The sequence below is a fragment of the Azospirillum sp. TSH58 genome, assembly GCF_003119115.1.
Classification (GTDB): Bacteria; Pseudomonadota; Alphaproteobacteria; order Azospirillales; family Azospirillaceae; genus Azospirillum.
This window is the reverse complement of sequence record NZ_CP022364.1, coordinates 102,405-125,622: the sequence shown is the minus strand read 5'-3', so window position 1 is coordinate 125,622 and position 23,218 is coordinate 102,405. Positions and strand designations below refer to the sequence as shown.

Here is a 23,218-nt window from a genome sequence, read left to right as displayed (position 1 = left end):
CGTCACGGCGCCGGGCGCGCCGCCGACCGCGCGAGGTTGTCGCGCAGTTCCGGCAGCAGAACGGCGCCCAGCATGGCGATGACCGGCAGCAGGGCGTAATCGCCCTCTGCCGCCGCCGCGATCAAATCCCCGCGGGTCAGCAACTCCAGCCGCATCTCCTCAAGGTCCCCGGAGTCCGCCTCCGTCACCTTGCGGGCGTTGCGGGCGTGGAACATATGGCAGACGCAGCCGCGCTGGTTGCCCTGGACCACGTAGGAGCCGAGCGCGGTCCAGCCGTCCGCGGCGTGGCCCGTCTCCTCCAGCAACTCCCGCTTCGCCGCCGCCAGCGGCTCCTCGCCGGGGTTGAGGGCCCCGGCGGGAAAGGTCAGGCTGACCCGGCGCGGGCCATGCTTGTAGGTGCGCAGCATCAGCGCGCGCCCATCCTCGTCCTCGACGAACATCTGGACGAAGTCCGTCTGCTCGACCTGATAGAAATTTTCCACCCGCCGGCCGTCCGGCGTCTCGACGGTCTCGGCGTGCACCTTCAGGAAGGGCCCGGCGTCGAGCAGGGTCCGCCGCTCCAGGACCGTCCAGGGCTTCAGTTCCCCGCTCATGCCGCAGCGGCCCCGTCGGTGGAGTCATAGGGCGGCTGGGTGAAGCCCGCCGGCGACAGGGTGAAGATCTCGCAGCCCGTCTCGGTGATGCCGACCTGATGCTCGAACTGGGCGGACAGGGAGCGGTCGCGGGTGACGGTGGTCCAGCCGTCCGACAGGATCTTCACGTCCGGCTTGCCGGCGTTGAGCATCGGCTCGATGGTGAAGACCATGCCCGGAACCAGCAGAACCCCGGTGCCGCGCTTGCCGAAATGATCGACATGGGGCGCGTCGTGGAACACCCGCCCGATGCCGTGCCCGCCGAAATCGCGCACCACGCCGTAGCGGTGGGATTCGGCCAGGGTCTGGATGGCGTGGCCGATGTCGCCCAGATGATTGCCCGGCTTGGCCTGCGCGATGCCGGCCATCATCGCCTTGTAGGTGATGTCCACCAGCTTGCGCGCCTTGACCCCGATCTTCTCGCCGACGAAGAACATGCGGCTGGTGTCGCCGTACCAGCCGTCGAGGATCACCGTCACGTCGACGTTCACGATGTCGCCGTCGACCAGCGTCTTGTCGTCGGACGGAATGCCGTGATTCACCACATGGTTCGGTGAAATGCAGCTCGCCGCCGGATAGCCGTGATAGCCGAGGGTCGCGGGGATGGCGCCGTTGTCCCGCATGAAGGCCTCGATCAGCCGGTTCAGATGGCCCGTGCTGACCCCCGGCACCACATGGGGCGCGATGTAATCGAGCGTCGCCGCGGCCAGCCGCCCGGCCTTGCGGATCGCCTCGAACTCCTCCGGGCCGTGCAGCGGGATCTTCCGCGCGTCCTTGTCCGCCACCGTGTCACCTCACATCCGTTGTTCATCGTGATTCCGGGACAGAACCTACCACCGGAACAGCCGAGAAAAGCCCCAGCTTTTTATCACCTCTGCCATAGGATTTAGAACGTCAGCTTGCTATATGTGGGGCGCTGCCGCTCCAACCAATCGCTAGACCTTTGGCAAAGCCAACCACCCGCTACGTCTGCCAGGCTTGCGGCGCGTCCTTCCCGAAATGGGCGGGTCGCTGCGACGCCTGCGGCGAATGGAACACCCTCGTCGAAGAAGCCGCCCCGGAAGCCGCCCCCAAGGGATTGGGCGTGGCGCGCGGACGCCGGCTGGACTTCGTCGGGCTGGCCGGCTCAAGCGAGGCGCCGCCGCGCCGCATGACCCGCATCGAGGAGTTCGACCGCGTCTGCGGCGGCGGCCTCGTCCCCGGATCGGCGATCCTGATCGGCGGCGATCCCGGCATCGGCAAATCCACCCTTCTCCTCCAGGCGATGGCCCGGCTGTCGCAGGAACACCGCTGCGCCTACGTCTCCGGCGAAGAGGCGGTGGATCAGGTGCGGCTGCGCGCCGTCCGGCTGGGCTGCGCCGCTGCGCCGGTCCAGCTCGCCTCGGCGACCAGCGTGCGCGACATCGTCGCCTCGCTGGACGGCACGGACGGGCCGGAGGTGGTCGTGATCGATTCGATCCAGACCATGTATGTCGACAATCTGGACAGCGCCCCCGGCACCGTCGCCCAGGTCCGGGCGAGCGCGCAGGAACTGATCCGCGTCGCCAAGCGGCGCGGCTGCGTGCTGCTGCTGGTCGGCCACGTCACCAAGGAAGGCACCATCGCCGGCCCCCGCGTGCTGGAGCACATGGTGGACACGGTGCTCTATTTCGAAGGCGAGCGCGGCCACCAGTTCCGCATCCTGCGCGCGGTCAAGAACCGCTTCGGCGCGACGGACGAGATCGGCGTGTTCGAGATGACCGACGGCGGGCTGGGCGAGGTCGCCAACCCCTCCGCCCTGTTCCTGGCGGAACGGCGCGGCGACGTGTCGGGCGCCGCGGTCTTCGCCGGCATGGAGGGCACCCGCCCCGTTCTGGTGGAGGTCCAGGCCCTGGTCGCCCCCTCCCCGCTCGGCACGCCGCGGCGCGCGGTGGTCGGCTGGGACTCGGCGCGGCTCGCCATGGTGCTGGCGGTGCTGGAGGCGCGCTGCGGCGTTCAGATCGGCGCCAACGACGTCTATCTGAACGTGGCCGGCGGGCTGCGCATCACCGAGCCGGCGGCGGACCTCGCGGTCGCCGCGGCGCTCGTCTCCTCCCTGACCGGGGAGCCGGTGCCCGCCGACGCCGTGGTCTTCGGCGAGATCGGCCTGTCGGGCGAGGTGCGCGCCGTGGGCCAGAGCGACGCCCGGCTGAAGGAAGCCGCGAAGCTGGGGTTTTCAACGGCGATCTTTCCGGCTAGACGGAACGGCAAGAAGCCGGGGCGCGGCGACAACGGCCTGAAATCGGTCGAGCTGCAGCAGCTCAGCGAACTGCTGCCGCTGTTCCAGGCCGGATCGGGAGCCCGTCCGCCGCGCGGCCGGGATTGACACGAGCATCTGAAGCGAAAGCGCACGAGGCGTAGCGGCGTAATGGACACTTTTCCGATCAACCCGGCGGATCTGGCCGTCATCGTGGTGCTTCTGCTGTCGGCCCTGCTGGCCTTCACCCGCGGCATGGTGGCCGAGGTGCTGTCGGTCGCCGCCTGGGTGGGTGCCGCGCTGATCACGCTGAACGCCCTGCCCCACGTTCTCCCCATCGCGCAGACCTACATCCACGTCGAGATGGCCGCCTACGCCGCGTCGGCGGTGGCGCTGTTCGTCGTCAGCCTTGTGGTTTTGACAATCCTGGGCCGCGTCGTGTCGCGCGGGGTGCAGAACTCCGGCCTTTCGGCGCTCGACCGCTCGCTGGGCTTCGTCTTCGGCCTGCTGAAGGGTGCAATCCTCGCCTCCGTCGCCTATCTCTTCTTCGCCTGGCTGGTGCCGAACCCGGCGGAGCATCCGGCGTGGCTGCAGAGCGCCAAGACCCGGCCGATGCTGGTCTCCGGCGCCTCCATGATCTACGAGGTGATGCCGGAGTCGCTGCGCAAGGACGGGCTGGGCCAGATGGACATGGCGCGGGAGCGCGCGCGGCAGGCGGTGGAGGCCAAGGAGGCCCTGGACCGCCTGTCCACGCCGGTTCCCGGCGCGCCGAAGACCGGTGGTGCGTCGCCATCCGATACCGGCTATAAGGACCGGGACCGCGGCGACCTTGAGCGACTGATCCAGAACGCACGCTGAACGCCGCATGGTGCAGAGTGCCTGTGTGTAACGCCCCGCTGGCGAGTGGCCGCCGGGGCAATGCCCTTTGGTGATGCTGTGTATGACGAGGATCTTCCGATGCTGACGACGCATCCGTTCGACGACGACAAGCTGCGCGAGGAGTGCGGCGTGTTCGGCATCCACAGCCATCCGCAGGCGGGAGCCATCACCGCGCTCGGCCTGCACGCGCTGCAGCATCGCGGCCAGGAAGCCTGCGGCATCGTCAGCCACGACGGCGACCGCTTCCATCTGGAGCACACCCTGGGCCTCGTCGGCGATCACTTCTCGTCCGAAGCGATCATCGGCAAGCTGAAGGGTCCGCAGGCCATCGGCCATGTCCGCTACGCCACCACGGGCGACACGACGATCCGCAACGTCCAGCCGCTCTACGCCGACTTCGAGTTCGGCGGCTTCGCGCTGGCCCACAACGGCAACCTGACCAACGCGCACACGCTGCGCCGCCAGCTCGTCCGCCGCGGCTGCCTGTTCCAGTCCACCACCGACACCGAGACCATCGTCCATCTGATGGCCATCGCCCGCGGCGGTTCGCCGGTGGACCGGCTGATCGAGGCGGTGCGGCAGGTCGAGGGCGCCTTCTCCCTGGTGGCGCTGACCCCGAACGAGGTGATCGGCGTGCGCGACCCGCTGGGCGTCCGCCCGCTGGTCCTCGGCAAGCTGGGCGACACCTACATCGTGACCAGCGAGACCTGCGCGCTCGACATCGTCGGCGCCGATTACGTGCGCGACGTCGAGCCGGGCGAGATGGTCGTTCTGAACGAGCAGGGCGTGCAGAGCCTGCGCCCCTTCCAGCCGCAGGGCCGCCGTTTCTGCATCTTCGAATACATCTACTTCGCGCGTCCCGACAGCGTGATGGAGGGGTCCTCCGTCTACAACGCCCGCCAGCGGATCGGCGCCGAGCTGGCCCGCGAGTCGGGGATCGAGGCTGACGTGGTCGTGCCGGTGCCCGACAGCGGCGTGCCGGCCGCCCTCGGCTACGCCACGCAGAGCGGCGTGCCCTTCGAGCTGGGCATCATCCGCAACCATTATGTCGGCCGCACCTTCATCGAGCCGACCGACCAGATCCGCCATCTGGGCGTGAAGCTGAAGCACAACGCCAACCGCGCCATGATCGAGGGCAAGCGGGTGGTGCTGGTGGACGACAGCATCGTGCGCGGCACGACCTCGAAGAAGATCGTCGAGATGGTGCGCGCCGCCGGGGCGAAGGAAGTGCACATGCGCATTTCCAGCCCGCCGACCTCGCACCCCTGCTTCTACGGCATCGACACGCCGGAGCAGAGCAAGCTGCTCGCCCACCGCATGTCGGTGGAGGAGATGCGCGAGTTCATCCAGGCCGACAGCCTCGCCTTCATCTCGCTGGACGGCCTCTACCGGGCCATGGGCGCGGAGCGGCGCGACCCGCAGAACCTGACCTTCTGCGACGCCTGTTTCACCGGCGACTACCCCATCGCGCTGACCGACGCGCTGGACCACCCGCCGGTCGAGGCGAACGTCCGCATCCGCGCCTGACCGCCTGACCACCGCCGCGACGGGCCGGCCGCAACCCAGCGGACCGGCCCGTTTGCCAATCCCGCTACCGAACATCGTCGAGTCGCCGCCATGTCCCGTCTTTCCGGCCGCACCGCCCTCATCACCGGCGCCTCGCGCGGCATCGGCGCCGCCGTCGCCAAGCGCTTCGCCGCCGAAGGCGCCCACGTCATCCTCGCCGCCCGCACCGTCGGCGGGCTGGAGGAAACCGACGACGCGATCTTCCAGGCCACCGGCCGCAACGCCACGCTGGTCCCGCTGGATCTGCGCCAGTTCGACAAGATCGACCAGCTCGGCTACTCGATCTTCGAGCGCTTCGGGAAGCTCGACATCCTGGTCAGCAACGCCGGCGTCCTGGAGGCTCTGGGGCCGGTCGCCCATTACGATCCGAAGCTGTGGCAGCGCGTGATGGACGTGAACGTCACGGCCAACTTCCGCCTGATCCGCTCCTTCGACCGCCTGCTGCGCGCGTCCGACGCGGGACGCGCCATCTTCGTGACGTCGGGCGCCGCGAACGCGCCCTACCCCTACTGGAGCCCGTACGGGGCCAGCAAGGCGGCGCTGGAGATGATGGTGAAGACCTACGCGATGGAAATCGCCGCGTCGAACCTGCGCGTCAATCTGGTCGATCCCGGCATCGTGGCGACCAAACTGCGCATGCAGGCCTTCCCCGGCGAGGACCAGACCAAGCTGGCCCAACCGGACGACGTGGCCGAGGCCTTCGTGGCTCTGGCGGAGGCGTCCTGCACCCGCCACGGCGAGGTCGTGTCGGCGCAAGGGTAAGAAGACAAGGAAGGGTGGTGGCACCGAGCCTCCACCCCTCCTGTCGGATCAATCGTCCGCGTAGGGATTCTTCTGCTTGCGCAGGAGCAGCCGCACCGGCACGCCCGGCAGGTCGAACGTCTCGCGCAGATGCCCGATCAGATAGCGCTGGTAGCTTTCCGGCAGATCCAGCGGCTTGTTCACGAACAGCGCCACGGTCGGCGGGCGGGTCTTCACCTGCGTGGCGTAACGGATCTTCACACGGCGGCCCTCGACCAGGGGCGGCGGGTGGTGATCCAGCACACCCTCGATCCAGCGGTTGAGCTGGGCGGTCGGGATGCGGCGGTTCCATTGCCCGTAGGTCGACAGGATCGAATCCAGCAGCGTGTCCAGCTTCTTGCCCTGCAGGGCGGAGATGGTCACGACCTCCACGCCCTTGATCTGGGCCAGCGCGGCCTGCAGCTTGTCCTCGACCTGACGCAGGGCCATGGCACGGTCGTCCACGGCGTCCCACTTGTTCAGCGCGATGACCAGGGCGCGGCCTTCCTCCACCACCATGCGGGCGATGGTCAGGTCCTGCTTGTCGAGGATCTGGTTGGCGTCGACCACGAGGAGGACGACCTGGGCCATGCGGACGACGCGCAGGGCGTCGGCGACGGCCAGCTTCTCCACCTTGGCGTCGACGCGGGCGCGCCGGCGCATGCCGGCGGTGTCGACCAGACGGAACTTGCGGCCCCGCCACTCCCAATCGACGCTGATGGCGTCGCGGGTCATCCCGGCCTCGGGGCCGGTCAGAACCCGCTCCTCGCCGATCAGGGCGTTGAGCAGGGTGGACTTGCCGACGTTCGGCCGCCCGACGATGGCGATCTGGATCGGGCGGGCGCGCTCCTCGTCGGTTTCCGGCTGGTCGCCGACGGGAAGTTCCTCTCCATCCTCCCCCTTGAGGGGGGCCGTGGTCTTTTCGACCGCCTCCGGTTCCGGCGGCGCGTAGGGCATCAGGGCCTGGACCAGATCGGCCATGCCCTCGCCATGCTCCGCCGACAGCGCGAGGGGCTCGCCGAGACCAAGCTCGAAGGCCTCATAGAGGCCGGTCATCCCCACCTTGCCTTCCGCCTTGTTGGCGACGAGGACGACGGGGGTCTTGCCCTTGCGCAGCAGGGCCGCGAAGTGGCGGTCCAGCGGCGTGATGCCGGCACGGGCGTCCACGATGAACAGCGCCACGTCGGCGCGTTCCAGGGCGCGTTCGGTCTGGCGGCGCATGCGCGCCTCCAGGCTGTCGTCGGTGACGTCCTCCAGGCCCGCGGTATCGACCACGGTGAAGGACAGCCCGCCCACATGGGCGGGCGCCGAGCGCCAGTCGCGCGTCACGCCGGGCGTGTCGTCGACCAGCGCCAGCTTCTTGCCGGCCAAACGGTTGAACAGAGTCGATTTGCCGACATTCGGCCGACCGACGAGAGCGACGGTGAAGGACATCGGGCCGGGGGCCTTATAAAGAACCAAGGGTGGCGATCAGCGGTACGCCACCAGCGTACCGTTCTCGCCCAGGACATATAGGGTGTTGTTCGCCACGACCGGAGGCAAATAGGTGGAGGCCGGCAGAGAATAGCGGGTCAGCACCTGCCCGTCGGCGGGCGACAGGGCCAGCATCTGCCCGTTCGACCCGGTGACGTAGAGCTTGCCGCCGGCCAGGACCGGACCCGACCAGGTGATCGGCCCCTTCTTGTCCTCCGGATCGGTGAACGGCGCCAGCTGGGTGACCCAGCGGGCGTGGCCGGCCTGACGGGTCAGGGCGACCAGCTCCGAATCGTTGGTGACCACGAAGAGGTGGTCGCCGGCGAGCCAGGGAGTCTGGGTGCCGCCGATCTCCGCCTCCCACAGGCGGATGCCGATGCGCTCGTCGATGGCGACCATGCGGCCGGAATGGCCGATCGCGTAGACGACGCCGCGGTCGATCACCGGCAGGCCGCGGATGTCGGCGAGGCTGCTCAGGGCGCCGCTGCGGCGGATGGCCGCCAGGCTCTCCTGCCACGCCACGCGCCCGTTCTCCGGACGCAGGCCGTACAGCTCGCCGGAGGAGTAAGGGGCGACGATCAGGGTCGGCGAGGCGGCCGGGCTGACGGCGCCCAGCAGGCCTGCCGTCTCCAGGATGCCCTGATGCGACCACTGGACGGCGCCGTCGGACGCCGACAGGGCGGTGAGCTGGTTGTCCAGCGTCAGGACGAGGACACGCCCGCCCTCCACCGTCGGGGCGCCGCGCACCGGACCCGGCACGCGCTTGCGCCAGACGATCGAGCCGTTGGCGGGATCGAGCGCCACCACCTCGCCGAAGCCGGTGGCCGCGAAGACACGCCCGTCGGCGTAGGCGACGCCGCCGCCGCTGGCGCCGCCGCGCTCCTTCTCCGGCTTGGTGTCGACGCGCCAGAGCTGGCGCCCGGTGCGCTCGTCCAGCGCGGCGACGTGCGAGTCGGCGTCCATGGCGAAGATGCGCCCGTCGGCGATGACCGGCGTGGCCAGCAGCGAGCGGGAGCTGCTCGCCCCCGTGCCGACGTCGCCGCGCCACGCCTCGGCCGGCGTGGCCGACAGAGCGAGGTTGCCGCCGGAGTGTTCCGGCGTGCCGCCGGGCTGCGCCCAGGCCGGGTTGGCCACGGCGGTCGGCAGAGCGACCGGCGTGCCGACCAGCCGCTGGTCGACCTCCACCTTGCGCTCGCGGGTCAGGACGGACACCCGCTCGCCCGGCAGGGGCGGATCGGGGGTCTTGCCGAACCACCCGCTGACGGTGTCGCAGCCGCTGAGCAGCACGGCCAGCAGCGGGGCGGAAAGCAGGGCGGTGCGCAGGGAGCGGCGCTTCGCGGTCGGGTGCGCGGTCGGGGCGGCCATGGGAATGCGGGTCATCAGCTCTTGCCGTAGAGGGTGGCGAGATCGGCGGCGCGCGACCGGACGCCGGCCGGAGCCTGCGAGTCGTCGGCCAATTGCTGGAACAGGGTGCGCGCGCGCTCCTTGTCCCCGGCGCGGGCGGCGAGCACGGCGCTCATCTCGCGGGCGGAGAAGCGCCAGGGATTGGCGTCCGCCGTCAGCGGCTGGAGCCGCGCCTGGAGCTGCGCCGGATCGCCGGATTCGAGCTGGTGCATCACCGACAGCAGGGCCGCCAGCTCGCGGTAGACCGCGGCGGCGCCGGCGTTGTTGGACAGCGTGTCGTAGACGGCCACGGCCTCCGCCGTCTTGCCCTCGCGGGCCAGCAGGGCGGCGGCGTTCAGCTGGGCCAGCGCGGCCATGCCGGGGTCGGCCTTGGTGGCGAAGGCGGCCAGCGCCTCGACGCCCTTGTCCGGCCCCTGGGCGGCCTGGGAAAGGGCGGCGGCCAGGGCCGTCGTTCCGCTCTCCTTCTGCGACTGCTGCCAGTTGCGCCAGGCGACCGTGCCGCCCGTCGCGGCGACGACCGCCAGCGCGGCCGCCAGCATGATGCCGCCGTAGCGCTTGAACACGCGCTCCATGCGGTCGCGGCGCAGATCCTCGTCGACTTCGCGGAAAATATCGCTCATGGCTCTACAGCGGCATCCTACGGCACGAAAACCGTTACAGCGGGGATTGCGCCCGCGCGCGGCTGCGGCGGGCGGTTCTGATGGTTCAAAGGGCCGGATAGCATTGGGCGCCGCACGCGGTCAAGGCGCAACGGCGCCCATCCAGGTATTAAGGCCACGCTTCGGGCGGAATCAGGCGGGATTCCGCCATTTGATGGAGCAGCCCATGCTGGGGATCTGGTCGGTCGGCCCCTGCCCCGTCTGGGCGACGCGGACCATCGCGTGGAACAGCTCGCGCGGGGCGTCCGGGATCGGCTCGCGCTTGGAGGCGTCCAGCCGGCCGCGGTACTGCAGGCAAAGGTCGGCGTTGAAGCCGAAGAAGTCGGGCGTGCAGACCGCGCCGTAGGCCCGCGCCACCTCCTGCGTCTCGTCGAGCAGGTAGGGGAAGGTGAAGCCGTGCTCCGCCGCGAAGCGCTTCATGTTGTCGAAGCTGTCGTCGGGGTAGGCGTCGGTGTCGTTGGACATGATGGCGACGGCGCCGATGCCGTGGGCCTTCAGCGCGTCGACCTCCTCGACGATCCGCCCGATCACCGCCTTCACGTAGGGGCAGTGGTTGCAGATGAACATGACCAGCGTGCCGCTCGGTCCCTGGACGTCGGCCAGGCTGTAGGTCTTTCCATCGGTTCCCTTCAGGCTGAAATCCTCCGCCTTCCGTCCGAAGTCGCACACCGGGGTTTCCGCCGCCATCGCTGTCTTTCCTCCTTCTGGCCCCATGAACGCGCCGCCGGCGCGGGTTCGGGCATGAGTATATGAGGTGAGGCGAAAGCCGGAATCGAAAAGGCCGCGGCGGCACCTTGTTCGTGCCTGCTCGCGGCCCTGTCGGTCTCCAACCCGGTTTCTTGCTTCCCGCCCTGCCCCGTGCCTTGGCCCTGCCCCCTTACGAGGCCATGGCGGCGGCGGCGATCACCGCCTGGGTGCGGTTCTTGACGCCTAGCGACTTGAAGATCGCCGTGACGTGGATCTTCACCGTGCCCTCGGACAGGCCGAGTTCGTAGGCGATCTGCTTGTTCGACTTGCCCGCCCGCAGGCAATCCAGGACTTCCCGCTGGCGCTGGGTCAGGCCGTAGGCGCTGCGGTCCGCACCGTCCAGGCGACCGCGGCGCGGCGCGGCGTCGGAGGCCGCCGTCGCGGCGGTGAGCGCGCCGGGCGGCACATAGATGCCGCCGGAGAAGACGAGGTTCAGCGCGCCCATCATCACCTTGACGCTGCTGGACTTCGGAATGTAGCCGGTGGCCCCGTGGTCGAGCGCGCCGCGGATGTCGCTCAGCGCCTCGGAGGCCGAGATCACCACCACCGGAACGCCCGGCTGGAGGCTCTGCACCTCGCGCAGGCCGTCGAAGCCCGGCCAGTTCGGCATGTGCAGATCCATCAGCACGACGTCGAACCCGCCGCCCACGCGGCATTGCTGAAGCACCTCGTCGAAGGTGCCCGCCTCGATGAAGATCGCGTCACCGTGAAGCTGCTCCAGAAGACGGCGCAGGCCTTCACGAAAAAGGAGATGGTCGTCACCGATCAGAATTTTCATGGCCCCGTCCGCCTTCGTTTATCCCGTTGCTTAAGATCAGCCCTCCCAGGACCAACCGGGCCACTCCCGTTGGCGATCCATCTACCCTTTCGCCCTGTGGCTTGAAGAACTGCTACCACATTCGGAAGAGGGGCAATATCCGGACAAGGGCCATAGGTCATTTGCGGCGCGGAACGACCGTCCCCTACGGCGAAGGCCGACTGAACAAAACAAGAACTAAAACCTTCCGCCTATGCCTCTGCACGAAAGAAAGCGGCAGCGGGATTATCTCCATGTTTGGTTGTTCTGGATGATGACGGCGCCGTCGCTCGCACATAAAACATCCCATGCGCGCAAAGGATTAGAGCCGATGATCGAAATGCGTGAAAAACCTATCCCATCGGTTCGGCGGCTTGACCGGATGGCCAGTGCTTTTCCTAAACGAATCTCCCTCTTTGCGGCACATACCTGTCCTGGCCTTTCAGAGCAGACGGTCACAAAAGAGTTATCGCTTGGAGTGCCCCTGTCACCATTCAGATGCGCTTGACGATCTTGAGTGATCATCTATCGTTTGATTTACGTGTTACACGTCCAATTTATAAACTGTTTGTCACAGTGTCAAGTTTTTTTCCAGGTTTGATGGATATATGCCTGAAATTCGATGCAGTCTTTAAATGAAAACACTTAAGCGAAGACACAGAGCGCCGACGGATAGAGAGCACGAGACAAGTCTAAAACACAGGCGGCGATAACGCCCGACAAGGGCCTGCCGTGGATGCCTCCTCCAAACAGAGCTGACCCATGCACATGAACCATGAGTACGCCCAAGAGAAAGCATCGCACTCGACCCGCAACGCGGTGACCCCCATGCACGTCTGCCTGATTCTCGACAACAATTCCCTGACCGACACCGTGGTGCAGGCGCTCGACCGGGCCGGTCGCCATCGTGTGACCGTCTTCCACGACATATCGGAACTGACGCAGAGCACGCTGACGCCCGACGCGATCCTGATCGGCCTTCAGCAGTTCACCGCGCTGCGCGAGAACGAACCGATGGTGTATCTGCGGCTGTCACGCCGGTCGCGGATCGTCGTGGTGCTGTCGTCGCGGGAATTGCTGGACGCCGCACACATCCTGGCCTTCGCCGATGCGTGGGTGTTCGAGGACATCAACGTGGACCGCATCAACGAACTGCTGGACCTGGGGCTGGAGGGGCACTGTCTGATGCCCAAGCAGTTCCTGTCCCGGCTGGGCGTCGATGAGATCCGGCTGACCCTGCTGCCGCGGCTGTCGGAACCGGAGTTCGAAACCCTGCGCCTGCTTGGCCAGGGATTGAACAACCGGACGATCGCCAACCAGCTCGATCTGTCCGAGGCGGTCATCAAGTCGATGGTGCGAAGCGTCCTGTCCAAGCTGCACTTCCGCAACAGAACGGAAGCCGGCGTCTTCGCCGCGCGACAGCAGGGCGCGTTGCAGTCCGCCCGGGAAGGCATGGTGCCGCCGCACATGCACGCGGCCCCGGCCCACCGGACCGGCACGTCCTGACGTCTGTCGGACGCCCTTCACCCCTGATCAACCAACCGAAAGAATCCCGGCCACCGTGCCGGGATATTTTCGTTTGCGCACCAGCTTCCCATCGGAAGCCACATGCGGAAACGCCGGACCGGCCGGCCACACCTTAAAGGGGTGTGGCCGGCCGGTCCGGCGTCTGCACCGGTGGGATGATCGCGGGAGAGCGGTTACTGGTGGGCCGCCGCCGCGGTCACCGCCCCGGCTCCGGCCAACTCTCCGCCGATGCCGTTGTTCAGCGCCCAGATCGCCGCCTGGGTGCGGTTGGAGGCGTTGATCTTGCGCAGCAGGCTCTTCAGGTGAACCTTCACCGTCGCCTCGGTGATGTTCAGGTGGTTGGCGATCATCTTGTTGCTGTCGCCGTTCAGCAGGCAGCGCAGGATCTGCACCTCCCGCTGCGACAGACCCTTGCGCGACACCGGCATGTCGGTGCCGTTCCCGTTCACGCGGCCGGAGATCAGCAGGGCGGCGAGGTGGGTCGGAAACACCTTCTCGCCCATCATCACGAGGCGCAGCGACTGGGCCAGCGCGTCGGACGACAGGTCCTTCATCAGGTAGCCGTCGGCCCCGGCCTCCAACGCGTTGGCAAGGCGGCGCGTGCACAGGTCGCTGGTCAGGATGACCATGCGCGCCTCGGGAAGCTGGGCGCGCAGGCGCCGCATGCCGTCGGCCTCCTCCTCGCCCCCATTCACCAGATCGAGCAGGATGAGCTGCGGACGCAAGCCGTTGTCGACGGAGTTCAGCGCCTCGCGCAGGTTCCCCGCCTCGGCGGCGATCTGAAAGGGTGAATCGTCGAGAAGCCTCTTCAGGCCTTCGCGGAACAGCTTATTGGAGTCGATCAGAAAAGCACGCACTGGTTCCATTGGTCAGCTCCCGCGATTTTTGGAAAATTGCTCTGACTCCCTGGGCAATCTTGTAGGCTACCAATCACCCGAGGTTTCCCCACCCGTGCCCCACCGATGGCATTGACGTGCCGATATTTTGGATGACCTTACCCCTGTGTCGTGCAACACGGTACCACTCTGTGGGATTAAAAGAAGAACGCATTAGGCATATGCGCAAAGCTACTTTTAATCATGGATTACTGCTTCTCTTTTAAAGTACTTACCATCCCCAATCGAATGGATACTTTCCGTCTTTTCTACCACTTTCTTGCACGGAAGCGCACGTTTTGGATGCGGAGGGATAGTTCCCGATTCATGTGGGTTGCCGAAAGTTCCCGACCCCAAACGGTCAGGAGGCACTCATGCCGAAGAAGCGCATCCACCCCTTGCCGACCGCGTCCTATGATCGCAGTCGACCCTTCACCGTAGGTCATAACACCATGCGGAGGGAGCGTTCTCGACAGATGCGGTGCACGGTTCAATGTGGACGATGATCGGTGCGGCGGCGGCCGGCTATCTGCTGCTTCTCGCCCGAAGCGCCTGGAAACAGGGGGAGATGCGCCAGTTCCTGCGCAGCCTCGCCATCGTGGCGGCCCTGTGCGGGCTGGTCGCCGGCGCGGTCCTCGCCGCGATGCTGCTCGATTCGCGCTGACCGCAGGGAGACCGGAGGCCTGAACGCACGAAGGCCCCTCCCCGCGTGACGGCGGAAAGGGGCCTCCCCGGACCGGTCTGCCCGTGGATGGACGGTCAGATCTGGCCGCGCTCGTGGGCCTGCCGCATCAGCACATACTGGCGCATCATCTGGTTGCGGAAGCGGTAGCGGGTCCAGCCCGGCTCGACGACCGGGGCCAGCACGCCGCCATACTCCTCGCGGCAGAGCCGTTCCAGGATGCCGAGCGCCTCCTTGGTCGGCGGAACGCCTCCCGGTCCGGCCAGCTCCTTGGGATCGAAGGTGCCGTAGGAGTCCGCCGGGCACAGGGCGCAGGCCAGCAGCACATCCTCCAGCTCGGCGCGGCGCTCGGCGGCCAGCGCGCGGGCGTAGGAGTCGACGATGCCGCGCTCCGCCTCCTGGAGGCAGCGGGTGACGGCGTAGGCAAGGTCGTCCCGCTCCACCACCGTCGAACCGCGGCTGACCGCGCTGCGGGCGGCGTGCAGGCCGAGAAGCTGCGCGTAGTAGGGCAGACCGCGGACGAACTCGCAGATGCGGTCCACGGCTTCCGGCGCGAAGGCGATCCCGGCGTTCTCGGCACCCGCGTTGATGAGGCGCCCGATCTCGACATCGGTCATCAGCGGCAGATGCACCGGCACCAGCGAGCGCTGGATCGACGGGTGCTTGCCCAGCAGCTGGTCGAGGTTCTCCGCCACGCCGACCACCAGCAGCGTCACCGGGATCGAGCTGTCGGTCAGGTTCTTGAACAGCTCGGCCAGCTTGTTGCGGAAATCCTCGTCGGTGACGCGGTCATACTCGTCGAGGATCAGCAGCACATGGGTGGCGTGGATGCCGGCCAGCACCTCGTTCAGCTCCGTCACGCTGAACCCGCCCTCGGGCAGAAGCTCGTTGAAGCTGGTGAAGCTGCGGCGCGAGGCGAAGGGGTTGTCGATCCCCGACCGGTAATAGGTGGAGGGGATCTTCTTCAGGAAGTGACGGAAGATGTCCTCGAAGCTCAGCTCGGCGCTGCAGGTCAGCTTCAGCGAGAGGTAGCCGGCCTGGCCGGCGATCTTCTCGATGGCGTTGGCGACGGAGGTCTTGCCGCGGCCCCGGTCGCCGAACAGGATGACGTGCGCCCGCTCCTCCTCGATGGCGGAGATGATGCGCTTCAGCGTGTCGGTCCGGCCGATGAACAGCGAGTTCAGCTGCTGCTTGGGCCGCGTCGGCGTGAAGGCCTCGCGCAGCAGGCCGTTCAGCTCGGGCGTGAGGCCCTTCAGCATCGCCGGCGCACCGACCGCCCCCGGTCCACGCAGGCCGCCGTTGACGGTCATGGTGAAGCGCGGAAGATCCGTGTCGGCGGGCGCCTGGCCGCGCTGGCCGCCCAGTCCACCACCGGCACCGCCGCCAAGCGGGCTGTTCAGCGGATCGTGACGCAAGCCCGACGGGCCGCGCATCGTCTCGCCCAAGCCACCGCCGAGCCCACCGCCGAGCCCGCCGCCATTCCCGGTCCCCGCCGCTCCGCCGACCGGTCGCAGATGCGGTGCCGGACGGCCCGCGAGGGGGCTCTGGGATTGCATCGGCGGATGGCCATGAGCCGCATTGCCCGGGGTGGCGCCCGGTCCGGCCGCTCCACCACCCGTGATGCCGCCACCCATGGACATCCGGTCATCCGCATCGGCGGTCGCCCGCCGCTTCCGAAAGAAGTTTCGCATCCGTCCCGATCCCAGAATTCCGCGTTGTCGTCACCAGCCGGCCTCGGCCGGTGGCCTGATCGTCGCGTCGCCCGCCCCGGTTGGCTGGCCCCGGCTTGGCTGGAGGTGCCCGGCGGGTGCGGTGGACGCATTCCGGATGTAAGCGATGCGTCGCCAAGGGTTGCCTGGGATTTCGGATTATTATCCGGAGGAGGCCCAACCCTTATGGCGACTCCTTTCGGGCGATCCGGCACCTCAGAAGCCCGCGGCGTGGCCCAGCAGAGTCCAGACGAACAGGGTGCCGAACAGGGCCGTCAGACCAGCAAGCTCGCGCAGGAAAACCAGGATCGACATGGCAATCTCCCTCGATCGGTTGGCGGGACGTGGCGGACGATGGTGAAACGCCCGACGTCAGCGTCGATGGGGAAAAACGTATCAGAACAAAAAGTGAACAACAAGCCGGTTGTTCGTTTTTTGTTCCGATGCGCACTCCTTGCCCCCGAAATCGCTTCCGGAGCCGGCACCCATGCCGGTCGCGACAGCTCCCGTCGCCTTGCACGCTGTGGCTGGCACCTCCGCGCCACCGGAACCATATGGTCTTGTGGTGAGCGGTTGATGTAAGGAGAAGGTTCGCGGCCGAAGCGTTCCGCCCGCAAGGAAGGGACTCCCGATACCGGACCGCGATCCGAACGAACGGACCATCATGGACAGCGCCAACCAGCAAACCGGCGACGGACCGAGCGGCGCCGCTCCGGCCCCCACCTCCGCTCCCAGTTCCCCTCCCCCGGGCCATCCCCCTCAAGCCAACCGCATGCCCGCCCTCGTCCTGGGGGCGCTGGGCGTCGTTTACGGCGACATCGGGACCAGCCCGCTCTACACAATGCGGGAGTCCTTCACCCACACCGGCCTGCCGCTCGACGAGCCGACCATCCTCGGCGTCCTGTCGCTGGCGACCTGGGCGCTCATCATCGTCGTGACTCTGAAGTACGTCCTGCTCGTCATGCGGGCGGACAACAAGGGCGAGGGCGGCGTCCTGGCGCTCGGCACGCTGGCCCACCGCGGGCTCAGCTCCAGAGCGGGCAACCGCGCCATCATGGCGCTGGCGATCCTCGGCATGGCCCTGTTCTACGGCGACAGCCTGATCACCCCGGCCATTTCGGTGCTGAGCGCGGTGGAGGGGCTGAAGGTCGTCACCCCGTCCCTGTCCCCCTACATCGTTCCGATCACGCTGGCGGTTCTCACCCTGCTGTTCCTGTTTCAGCGGCAGGGCACCGGCCGGGTCGGCATCTTCTTCGGCCCGATCATGGGGGTGTGGTTCGCCACGCTGGCGGTGCTGGGCCTGATGCAGGTGATGCACTGGCCGGACGTTCTGCGCGCCTTCAACCCGCTCTACGGGGCGGCGCTGTTCGTCGACCACGGCTGGGTGGCCTTCCTGACGCTGGGCGCCGTGGTGCTGGCGGTCACGGGGGCGGAGGCGCTCTACGCCGACATGGGCCATTTCGGGCGGGCGCCGATCCGCATCGCCTGGCTCTACCTCGTCCTGCCGGCGCTGCTGCTGAACTACTTCGGGCAGGGCGCCATGCTGCTGCACGAGCCGGAGACGCTGGAGAATCCCTTCTTCCATCTGGCGCCGGACTGGGCGCAGTTCCCCCTGGTCCTGCTGTCGACGGCGGCCACGGTCATCGCCAGCCAGGCGGTGATCTCCGGCGCCTTCTCGCTGACCCGGCAGGCCGTGCAGCTCGGCTACCTGCCGCGGCGCGAAATCCGCCACACCTCCGAGCACGAGGTCGGTCAGGTCTACATCCCGCGCAACAACTGGCTGCTGCTGGTCGGTGTGGTGATCCTGGTGATCGGCTTCGGGTCCAGCAGCAATCTGGCGGCCGCCTACGGCGTGTCGGTGACGGGGGCCATGGCCATCGACACGATCCTGGCCGCGGTGGTGGCGTGGCGGCTGTGGCGCTGGAATCCCCTGCTGGTCATCGCCGCCTTCTCCATCCTGCTGGTGATCGACCTCGCGCTGTTCGGGGCGACCCTGCTGAAGGTGCCGGACGGCGGCTGGTTCCCGCTGCTGATCGCGGCGGCGGTCTACACGCTGATGACCACCTGGCGCCGGGGCCGCCGCATCCTCGCCGAGCGGCTCTACGCCGACGCCCTGCCGATGGACCTGTTCCTGCAGCGCGTCTCGCCGCAGTCGCCGCAGCGCGTCGCCGGAACGGCGGTCTTCATGACCGGCAACCCCGACGTCGTCCCCCACGCCCTGCTCCACAACATCAAGCACAACCGGGTGCTGCACGAGCGGGTGGTCGTCATGACGGTGATCATGGAGGAGGTGCCCCGCGTCTCCCCGGACCGCGCCGTCATGGTGGAGAAGCTGGGCAAGGGATTCTTCCGGGTCGTCCTGCGCTTCGGCTATCTGGAACAGCCCCACATTCCCCGCGCGCTGGAGCGGTGCCGCCGCTTCGGCCTGCATCTGGACATGATGGAGACGTCCTTCTTCCTGGGCCGCGAGACCCTGATCCCGTCGCGGTCGACCGGCCTGCCGGGCTGGCGCGAGCCCGCCTTCATCCTGCTGTCTAAGACGGCCCTGTCGGCCACGGAATTCTTCTGCATTCCGCCGGGCCGCGTGGTGGAACTGGGCACGCAGGTCGAGATCTGACGGTCAATCCGGCCTGACGGTCAATCGGTCAGACGATCAATCCGGTCTGGCGATCAATCCCGCGCCACGATGGGGGTCAGGCGGAAACGGGCGGCGGCGGCTTCCAGCCGCCCGTCGCGCTTCACCGCGTCGACGAACCGGTTGACCCGTTCCAGCCACAGAGGATCGCCCGGCACCACCGCATAGGCGTAGGGCGTGGTGTGGACCGGATGCTCCGGCGTGATCAGGTGTGCCCACTGATGGACGGCGAGCATCCGCTGGCCATAGGGGTAATCGGTGAGGAAGGCGTCGGCGCGCCCGGACTGCACCTCCTCCTCCCGCTCCTGGGGTCCGGAGACGATGCGGACGCTGGCCTTGCGGAAGGCCTGGCTGGCGTAGTGGTCCATGACGGTACCCTTTTGAACCGCCACCACCATGCCGTCCTGGTCCAGATCGCTCCACCGCAGGATGCGCGGGTGAGTCTGGGAGGATACGGCGTAGATGCCGCTGCGCAGGTAGGGTTTGCTGAACGCGACCTTTTCGGCGCGCTCCGCGGTGACGCCGATGCCGAACATGCCGATGTCGCAGCGGTCACCCAGCAGGTCGGGGACGACAGTCGGGAAGCCGCTTTCCACGAAGCTCACCCGCGCGCCCAGGTCCTGGGCGAAGGCGCGCGCCATGTCGATGTCCAGGCCCTGGAATTCCCCGCTGTAGGGGTTGCGGAACGAGATGGCGTAATAATCCGGCCAGATGCACACGCGCAGCAACCCGGTGCGCTGCACCCGGTCGAGCCGGCTTTCCGCCCGGCTCCCTTCTGCGCGGTCCCCTTCCGCCCGAACCGGCGTTGCACCGGCAACAACATGCATCGACTGGAGCGCAGCGTGAAACGCCAACGCTGACAGTGCGATGGAAAGACGCCGCACGACCTGGCCCCCCGGAAACCGGCTTTTCACTGCGACAGGATAGCACCGCGCCCCCCGTCTGCACAGCGCAGGCTTGCGATTCGCCCGCCCGCTGTTAAGATTCGCGCCACATCAGCACACCGCACGGAGCCGCGCGTGATGGCCAAGTTTGCCCTGTTGCAACACCGGGGCGCCCTTCTCACGTTGGCCTTCTTGTCGGTGATGGCTCTTCTGTTCGAGTTCGCCTACGACATCCATGCCGACCGCGCCCTGACGTTGAGGAAAGCGGCGGAGAACATCGACAATTTGGCGAGCGCGCTGGAATCCTCGGTCAGCCGCACGGTCCAGACGGTGGATGTCACGCTCGCCTCGGTGGGCGACGCGGTGACCGTCGGCAAGCTGCTGAACGGCCATCCGCCCCAAGGCCAGGAGGAGGGGGCGCTGACGCCTCTGCTCCAGGAACGGCTCCGCCGCTCGCCGCACATCCGCGGCTTTTTGGTCCTCGACCACCGGGGGGTCCTGGTGGCGACCACGGAGGACCCGCGGCTGCTCGGCACCTCCTACGCGGAGTTGGACCTGTTCCGCGCCCAGCTGTCCGGCCGAAGCGCCGGTCTTCATATCGGGACCCCGATGCGCGGGCGTTTTCTGACGCCGGCCGGGGCCGTGGAGGATCGGTCGGGCAAATGGGTCCTGCCGATGAGCCGGGCCATTCGCAGCGCGGATGGGACGCTCCTGGGGGTCGCGATCGCCTCGGTCAATCCCGAGTATCTGCAAGGCGTCTTCCGGGCGGTGCGCAACGGGCTGCACGGGATGGTGTCGCTCTACCGCCGCGACGGCGTGCTCCTGACCCGGCTTCCGCAGGACGGGGCGGAGGGCATCGGCGCGCCGATGGCGGGGACGGACCTGTTCCGGGTCCATCTTCCCACCTCGGAAGGCGGGGTGTTCCATGAGACCGCCCCGGACGGGCAGGCGCGCATCACCGCCTATCGCGCCACACCGATCTGGCCGCTGATCCTGGCGGTGAGCCGCAGCGAGGACGAGGAACTGGCGGGCTGGTGGAACAACCAGTTGGAAATCGCCGGTGTCGTTCTGGGCTCCGGGCTGATCATCCTGCTGTTCGCGGCCGTGCTGACCCTGCTGCGCCGCAAGGACGTCCAGTTAGAGGACGGCAACGCCCGGTTCAACGCGCTTCTGGAAACCGCCGTGGAAGGCATCCTGACGGTGCGTGCGGACGGCGTCATCGAAACCGCCAACAGCGCGGCCCACCGCATTTTCAGCTACCCGCCCGGCGACCTGATCGGGCGCCATGTGCAGGAACTGATGGAGCGGCGGCATCACGCGCTCCACGGCCGCACCATGGAGGCCATCGCCGCGGGCGCCCGCCGGATCGGCCCGAACTTCTCCCGCGAGGTCAATGGCCTGCGGATGGATGGGGAGGTGTTTCCCCTCGACCTGTCGCTGGCCGAGGTTCAGACGCAGCAGGGCATCCTCTTCGCCGCCTTCTTCCGAGACCTGACCGAACGCAAGCGGGTGGAGCGGGCGCTGACCGAGGCCAAGGAGAAGGCCGAGGCCGGGCAGCGCAGCAAGATGGAGTTCCTGGCGACCATGAGCCACGAGATCCGGACGCCCATGAACGGGGTGATCGGCATGGCCGGGCTTCTCCAGGAAACCAAGCTCGACGAGGAGCAGCGCGCCTACGCCGACACCATCCGTGATTCGGCGGAGTCGCTGCTGACCATCATCAACGACATTCTGGACTTCTCCAAGATCGACGCCGGGCGCCTCACGCTCGAGGTCACCGATTTCGAAGCCGTCCCGCTGGTCGAGAGCGTGGTGGAACTGCTGGCCCCGCGCGCCGCCGCGAAGGGGCTGGAACTGGCCAGCTATGTCCCGCCCTCCCTGCACGGCCCGCTGCGCGGCGATCCCGGCCGGCTGCGCCAGATCCTGATCAATCTCGCCGGCAACGCGGTCAAGTTCACCGACCATGGCAGCGTGACCATCGTGCTGTCGCTTGAGCCGGGCGCCCCCTCCCCCGAGGAGGGCGGAGCGGAACCGGGCGGCGCCAAGGCCGAGGCTCTGCATGACACGCCGGTGACCGTCCGTTTTGAAGTGCGGGACACCGGGATCGGCATTGCCGCGGCCGACCACAAGCGCCTGTTCTCCATGTTCAGCCAAGTGGATGGTTCGTCGGCCCGGCGCCATGGCGGAACGGGGCTCGGCCTCGCCATCTGCAAGCGCCTCACCGAGCTGATGGGCGGGCGGATCGGCGTCCACAGCATGCCCGGAGAGGGCAGCGTCTTCTGGGCCGTCATCCCCCTGTGGCGCGGCGCGGCGGTGGAAACCGCATCCACGGCGAAGGAGCCGGGCGCCTGGGCCGGCCGGAGGATTCTGCTGGTGGACGATCTGGCGGTGAACCGCGACCTGCTGGCACGCCAGCTCGCCGCGCTGGGTCTGGAGACGGAATCCGCCGCCACGGGGGAGGATGCCCTGCGCCGGCTTCTGGCCGCCAGCGCCGAGGGGCGGCCGTTCGACGCCGCTATCCTGGATCATTGCATGCCGGGCCTGACCGGGCCGGAACTGGCCGCCCGCATTCGCGCGGAGCCGGCCCTGGCGGCCCTGCCGCTGGCGTTGGCGACCTCCCATCGCATGGGTGATCCGGAGGGCGACGCCGCCGGCGTGGCCGTGCGGATCGTCAAGCCGATCCGTGCGACGGCGCTCCATGCCGCCGTCGCGCGCCTGCTCGCCTCGCCACCGCCGAGGGTGGCGCCGCCGGCGGCGGTTCCCGCGGGCAAGTCCTCTTCTGGACCGGCGGCGGCCGGCTCGGGACAGTCCGGCTCGGCGACATCCAGATCGACCGCATCCGCCCCCCTTCGCCGCCGCATCCTGGTGGCCGAGGACAACCCGGTCAACCTGCAGGTGACTCTCGCCCTGCTGCGCCGGGCTGGTTATGTCGTCGATTCCGTGTCGAACGGGCTGGAGGCGGTCAACGCCGTCGCCGCCCTGCCCTACGACCTCGTCCTGATGGATGTCCAGATGCCGGAAATGGACGGTCTGGCGGCGACGCGGGCGATCCGGCGGATGGGTGGGGCTGCGGCTCGCGTTCCGATCATCGCCATGACCGCCAACGCCATGGAAGGCGACCAGGCCATATGCCTGGCCGCCGGGATGGACGATTATCTGGCCAAGCCCATCGTGGCGGACCAGTTGCTGCGGACGGTCACCCGGTGGAGCGATTCCCCGAAAACAAGCGAGCCGAACCCGCCGGAGCCGGTTCATGGGACGGAGCCCCCGCCGCGGATCGACCACGCCAAGCTCCAGGACCTGCGCGACGCGATCGGCGAGGACGGCTTTGCCCTGTTGATGGAGACCTTTCGCCGCGAGACGCCGGCCCATCTCGACCAGCTCCGGCAGGCGGCTCAGAACCGGGATTTCGCGGCCGTGGAGCGCTCGGCCCACATCCTGAAGGGCTCGACCGGCAATGTGGGGTTTGCCGAGGCCTCCGCGCTGGCCGGCGAACTGCTCGCCGCGGCCCGCGGCCAGGATCCCGCGGGCATCGGCGGCGACCGCATCCGGCGTTTGGACGCCGCCCTTAAGGACGCCGCGAAGGACGCAGAACGCACGGCCAACCCAAAGGACGATGCTCGGGCGGTGCTGGAGACGGCCGAAATTCCGACGGGCGGTTCCGGAGCGGCGTAACGGTCCGGACCACGCTGTGTGTGGTCCAGGGCCCTCAGGCCATGGATTTCAATCCGAGTTGGTAAGGGACCTGCCGCGTG

At 68.0% G+C, this 23,218-nt stretch carries 18 protein-coding genes; 8 read left to right on the top strand and 10 right to left on the bottom strand.

What is annotated here, in order from left to right:
- Window positions 1-2: 2 nt before the first annotated feature.
- Both TSH58p_RS04080 and map read right to left on the bottom strand, forming a co-directional pair.
- Window positions 3-593, bottom strand: coding sequence for an NUDIX hydrolase (locus TSH58p_RS04080; protein WP_109071128.1), 591 nt, complete (start codon window positions 591-593; stop codon window positions 3-5).
- Window positions 590-1,417, bottom strand: a complete 828-nt coding sequence (gene map, locus TSH58p_RS04075) for a type I methionyl aminopeptidase (RefSeq protein ID WP_109071129.1) — start codon at window positions 1,415-1,417, stop codon at window positions 590-592. Before map ends, TSH58p_RS04080 begins: the two co-directional genes overlap by 4 nt.
- A gap of 158 nt (window positions 1,418-1,575) precedes the next feature.
- Between map and radA the strand changes: the two genes are divergently transcribed.
- From radA to TSH58p_RS04055, 4 genes are all read left to right on the top strand, one after another.
- A complete protein-coding gene (radA, locus tag TSH58p_RS04070; RefSeq protein ID WP_109071130.1) occupies window positions 1,576-2,976 on the top strand; it encodes a DNA repair protein RadA in 1,401 nt (466 codons plus the stop codon).
- A 42-nt stretch (window positions 2,977-3,018) separates the two neighbouring features.
- Window positions 3,019-3,705, top strand: coding sequence for a CvpA family protein (locus TSH58p_RS04065; protein WP_109071131.1), 687 nt, complete (start codon window positions 3,019-3,021; stop codon window positions 3,703-3,705).
- Between the two features lie 99 nt (window positions 3,706-3,804).
- Window positions 3,805-5,253 carry an amidophosphoribosyltransferase gene (gene purF / locus TSH58p_RS04060; protein ID WP_109071132.1) on the top strand — a complete coding sequence of 483 codons (1,449 nt, stop codon included), beginning with the start codon at window positions 3,805-3,807 and terminating at the stop codon, window positions 5,251-5,253.
- A gap of 90 nt (window positions 5,254-5,343) precedes the next feature.
- Window positions 5,344-6,054: an SDR family NAD(P)-dependent oxidoreductase gene (locus TSH58p_RS04055; protein ID WP_109071133.1), complete on the top strand. Its 711-nt coding sequence runs from the start codon at window positions 5,344-5,346 to the stop codon at window positions 6,052-6,054.
- Window positions 6,055-6,102: 48 nt separating this feature from the next.
- On the opposite strand, the gene der is transcribed toward TSH58p_RS04055, so the two are convergent.
- From der to TSH58p_RS04030, 5 genes are all read right to left on the bottom strand, one after another.
- Complete coding sequence (gene der / locus TSH58p_RS04050) at window positions 6,103-7,506, bottom strand: ribosome biogenesis GTPase Der (protein ID WP_109071134.1); 1,404 nt, start codon at window positions 7,504-7,506, stop codon at window positions 6,103-6,105.
- Window positions 7,507-7,542: 36 nt separating this feature from the next.
- Window positions 7,543-8,925, bottom strand: coding sequence for a PQQ-like beta-propeller repeat protein (locus tag TSH58p_RS04045; protein ID WP_247874138.1), 1,383 nt, complete (start codon window positions 8,923-8,925; stop codon window positions 7,543-7,545).
- Window positions 8,925-9,569 (bottom strand): tetratricopeptide repeat protein, encoded by a 645-nt coding sequence (locus TSH58p_RS04040; RefSeq protein WP_109071135.1) that lies wholly within the window; start codon window positions 9,567-9,569, stop codon window positions 8,925-8,927. The genes TSH58p_RS04045 and TSH58p_RS04040 overlap by 1 nt, the downstream gene beginning before the upstream one ends.
- A gap of 171 nt (window positions 9,570-9,740) precedes the next feature.
- Window positions 9,741-10,295 (bottom strand): thioredoxin family protein, encoded by a 555-nt coding sequence (locus TSH58p_RS04035; protein WP_109071136.1) that lies wholly within the window; start codon window positions 10,293-10,295, stop codon window positions 9,741-9,743.
- Window positions 10,296-10,485: 190 nt separating this feature from the next.
- Window positions 10,486-11,133, bottom strand: a complete 648-nt coding sequence (locus tag TSH58p_RS04030; protein WP_109071137.1) for a response regulator transcription factor — start codon at window positions 11,131-11,133, stop codon at window positions 10,486-10,488.
- A 780-nt stretch (window positions 11,134-11,913) separates the two neighbouring features.
- On the opposite strand from TSH58p_RS04030, the gene TSH58p_RS04025 reads away from it, so the two are divergent.
- Window positions 11,914-12,657 carry a LuxR C-terminal-related transcriptional regulator gene (locus tag TSH58p_RS04025; RefSeq protein WP_247874139.1) on the top strand — a complete coding sequence of 248 codons (744 nt, stop codon included), beginning with the start codon at window positions 11,914-11,916 and terminating at the stop codon, window positions 12,655-12,657.
- A gap of 194 nt (window positions 12,658-12,851) precedes the next feature.
- On the opposite strand, the gene TSH58p_RS04020 is transcribed toward TSH58p_RS04025, so the two are convergent.
- Window positions 12,852-13,544 carry a response regulator transcription factor gene (locus TSH58p_RS04020; RefSeq protein ID WP_109071138.1) on the bottom strand — a complete coding sequence of 231 codons (693 nt, stop codon included), beginning with the start codon at window positions 13,542-13,544 and terminating at the stop codon, window positions 12,852-12,854.
- 502 nt (window positions 13,545-14,046) lie between these two features.
- On the opposite strand from TSH58p_RS04020, the gene TSH58p_RS33560 reads away from it, so the two are divergent.
- Entirely contained in the window at window positions 14,047-14,217 is a 171-nt protein-coding gene (locus TSH58p_RS33560; protein ID WP_199230171.1) for a hypothetical protein, read from the top strand.
- Window positions 14,218-14,312: 95 nt separating this feature from the next.
- Here TSH58p_RS33560 and TSH58p_RS04015 read toward each other — a convergent pair whose 3' ends face one another.
- A complete protein-coding gene (locus TSH58p_RS04015) occupies window positions 14,313-15,791 on the bottom strand; it encodes an ATP-binding protein (protein ID WP_247874140.1) in 1,479 nt (492 codons plus the stop codon).
- Window positions 15,792-16,716: 925 nt separating this feature from the next.
- Between TSH58p_RS04015 and TSH58p_RS04010 the strand changes: the two genes are divergently transcribed.
- Window positions 16,717-18,561: a potassium transporter Kup gene (locus TSH58p_RS04010; protein WP_109071140.1), complete on the top strand. Its 1,845-nt coding sequence runs from the start codon at window positions 16,717-16,719 to the stop codon at window positions 18,559-18,561.
- Between the two features lie 53 nt (window positions 18,562-18,614).
- Here TSH58p_RS04010 and TSH58p_RS04005 read toward each other — a convergent pair whose 3' ends face one another.
- Entirely contained in the window at window positions 18,615-19,322 is a 708-nt protein-coding gene (locus TSH58p_RS04005; RefSeq protein ID WP_247874141.1) for an ABC transporter substrate-binding protein, read from the bottom strand.
- A 279-nt stretch (window positions 19,323-19,601) separates the two neighbouring features.
- Here TSH58p_RS04005 and TSH58p_RS04000 point away from each other — a divergent pair, with 279 nt between their 5' ends.
- Window positions 19,602-23,138 carry a response regulator gene (locus TSH58p_RS04000; protein WP_247874142.1) on the top strand — a complete coding sequence of 1,179 codons (3,537 nt, stop codon included), beginning with the start codon at window positions 19,602-19,604 and terminating at the stop codon, window positions 23,136-23,138.
- Window positions 23,139-23,218 lie beyond the last annotated feature (80 nt).

Coding starts and splice junctions, on each gene's coding strand:
- TSH58p_RS04080 (WP_109071128.1), bottom strand. CDS start 593: ATGAGCGGGGAACTGAAGCCCTGGACGGTCCTGGAGCGGCGGACCCTG.
- TSH58p_RS04065 (WP_109071131.1), top strand. CDS start 3,019: ATGGACACTTTTCCGATCAACCCGGCGGATCTGGCCGTCATCGTGGTG.
- purF (WP_109071132.1), top strand. CDS start 3,805: ATGCTGACGACGCATCCGTTCGACGACGACAAGCTGCGCGAGGAGTGC.
- TSH58p_RS04055 (WP_109071133.1), top strand. CDS start 5,344: ATGTCCCGTCTTTCCGGCCGCACCGCCCTCATCACCGGCGCCTCGCGC.
- der (WP_109071134.1), bottom strand. CDS start 7,506: ATGTCCTTCACCGTCGCTCTCGTCGGTCGGCCGAATGTCGGCAAATCG.
- TSH58p_RS04045 (WP_247874138.1), bottom strand. CDS start 8,925: ATGACCCGCATTCCCATGGCCGCCCCGACCGCGCACCCGACCGCGAAG.
- TSH58p_RS04040 (WP_109071135.1), bottom strand. CDS start 9,569: ATGAGCGATATTTTCCGCGAAGTCGACGAGGATCTGCGCCGCGACCGC.
- TSH58p_RS04035 (WP_109071136.1), bottom strand. CDS start 10,295: ATGGCGGCGGAAACCCCGGTGTGCGACTTCGGACGGAAGGCGGAGGAT.
- TSH58p_RS04030 (WP_109071137.1), bottom strand. CDS start 11,133: ATGAAAATTCTGATCGGTGACGACCATCTCCTTTTTCGTGAAGGCCTG.
- TSH58p_RS04025 (WP_247874139.1), top strand. CDS start 11,914: ATGCACATGAACCATGAGTACGCCCAAGAGAAAGCATCGCACTCGACC.
- TSH58p_RS04020 (WP_109071138.1), bottom strand. CDS start 13,544: ATGGAACCAGTGCGTGCTTTTCTGATCGACTCCAATAAGCTGTTCCGC.
- TSH58p_RS33560 (WP_199230171.1), top strand. CDS start 14,047: ATGTGGACGATGATCGGTGCGGCGGCGGCCGGCTATCTGCTGCTTCTC.
- TSH58p_RS04015 (WP_247874140.1), bottom strand. CDS start 15,791: ATGCAATCCCAGAGCCCCCTCGCGGGCCGTCCGGCACCGCATCTGCGA.
- TSH58p_RS04010 (WP_109071140.1), top strand. CDS start 16,717: ATGCCCGCCCTCGTCCTGGGGGCGCTGGGCGTCGTTTACGGCGACATC.
- TSH58p_RS04000 (WP_247874142.1), top strand. CDS start 19,602: ATGGCCAAGTTTGCCCTGTTGCAACACCGGGGCGCCCTTCTCACGTTG.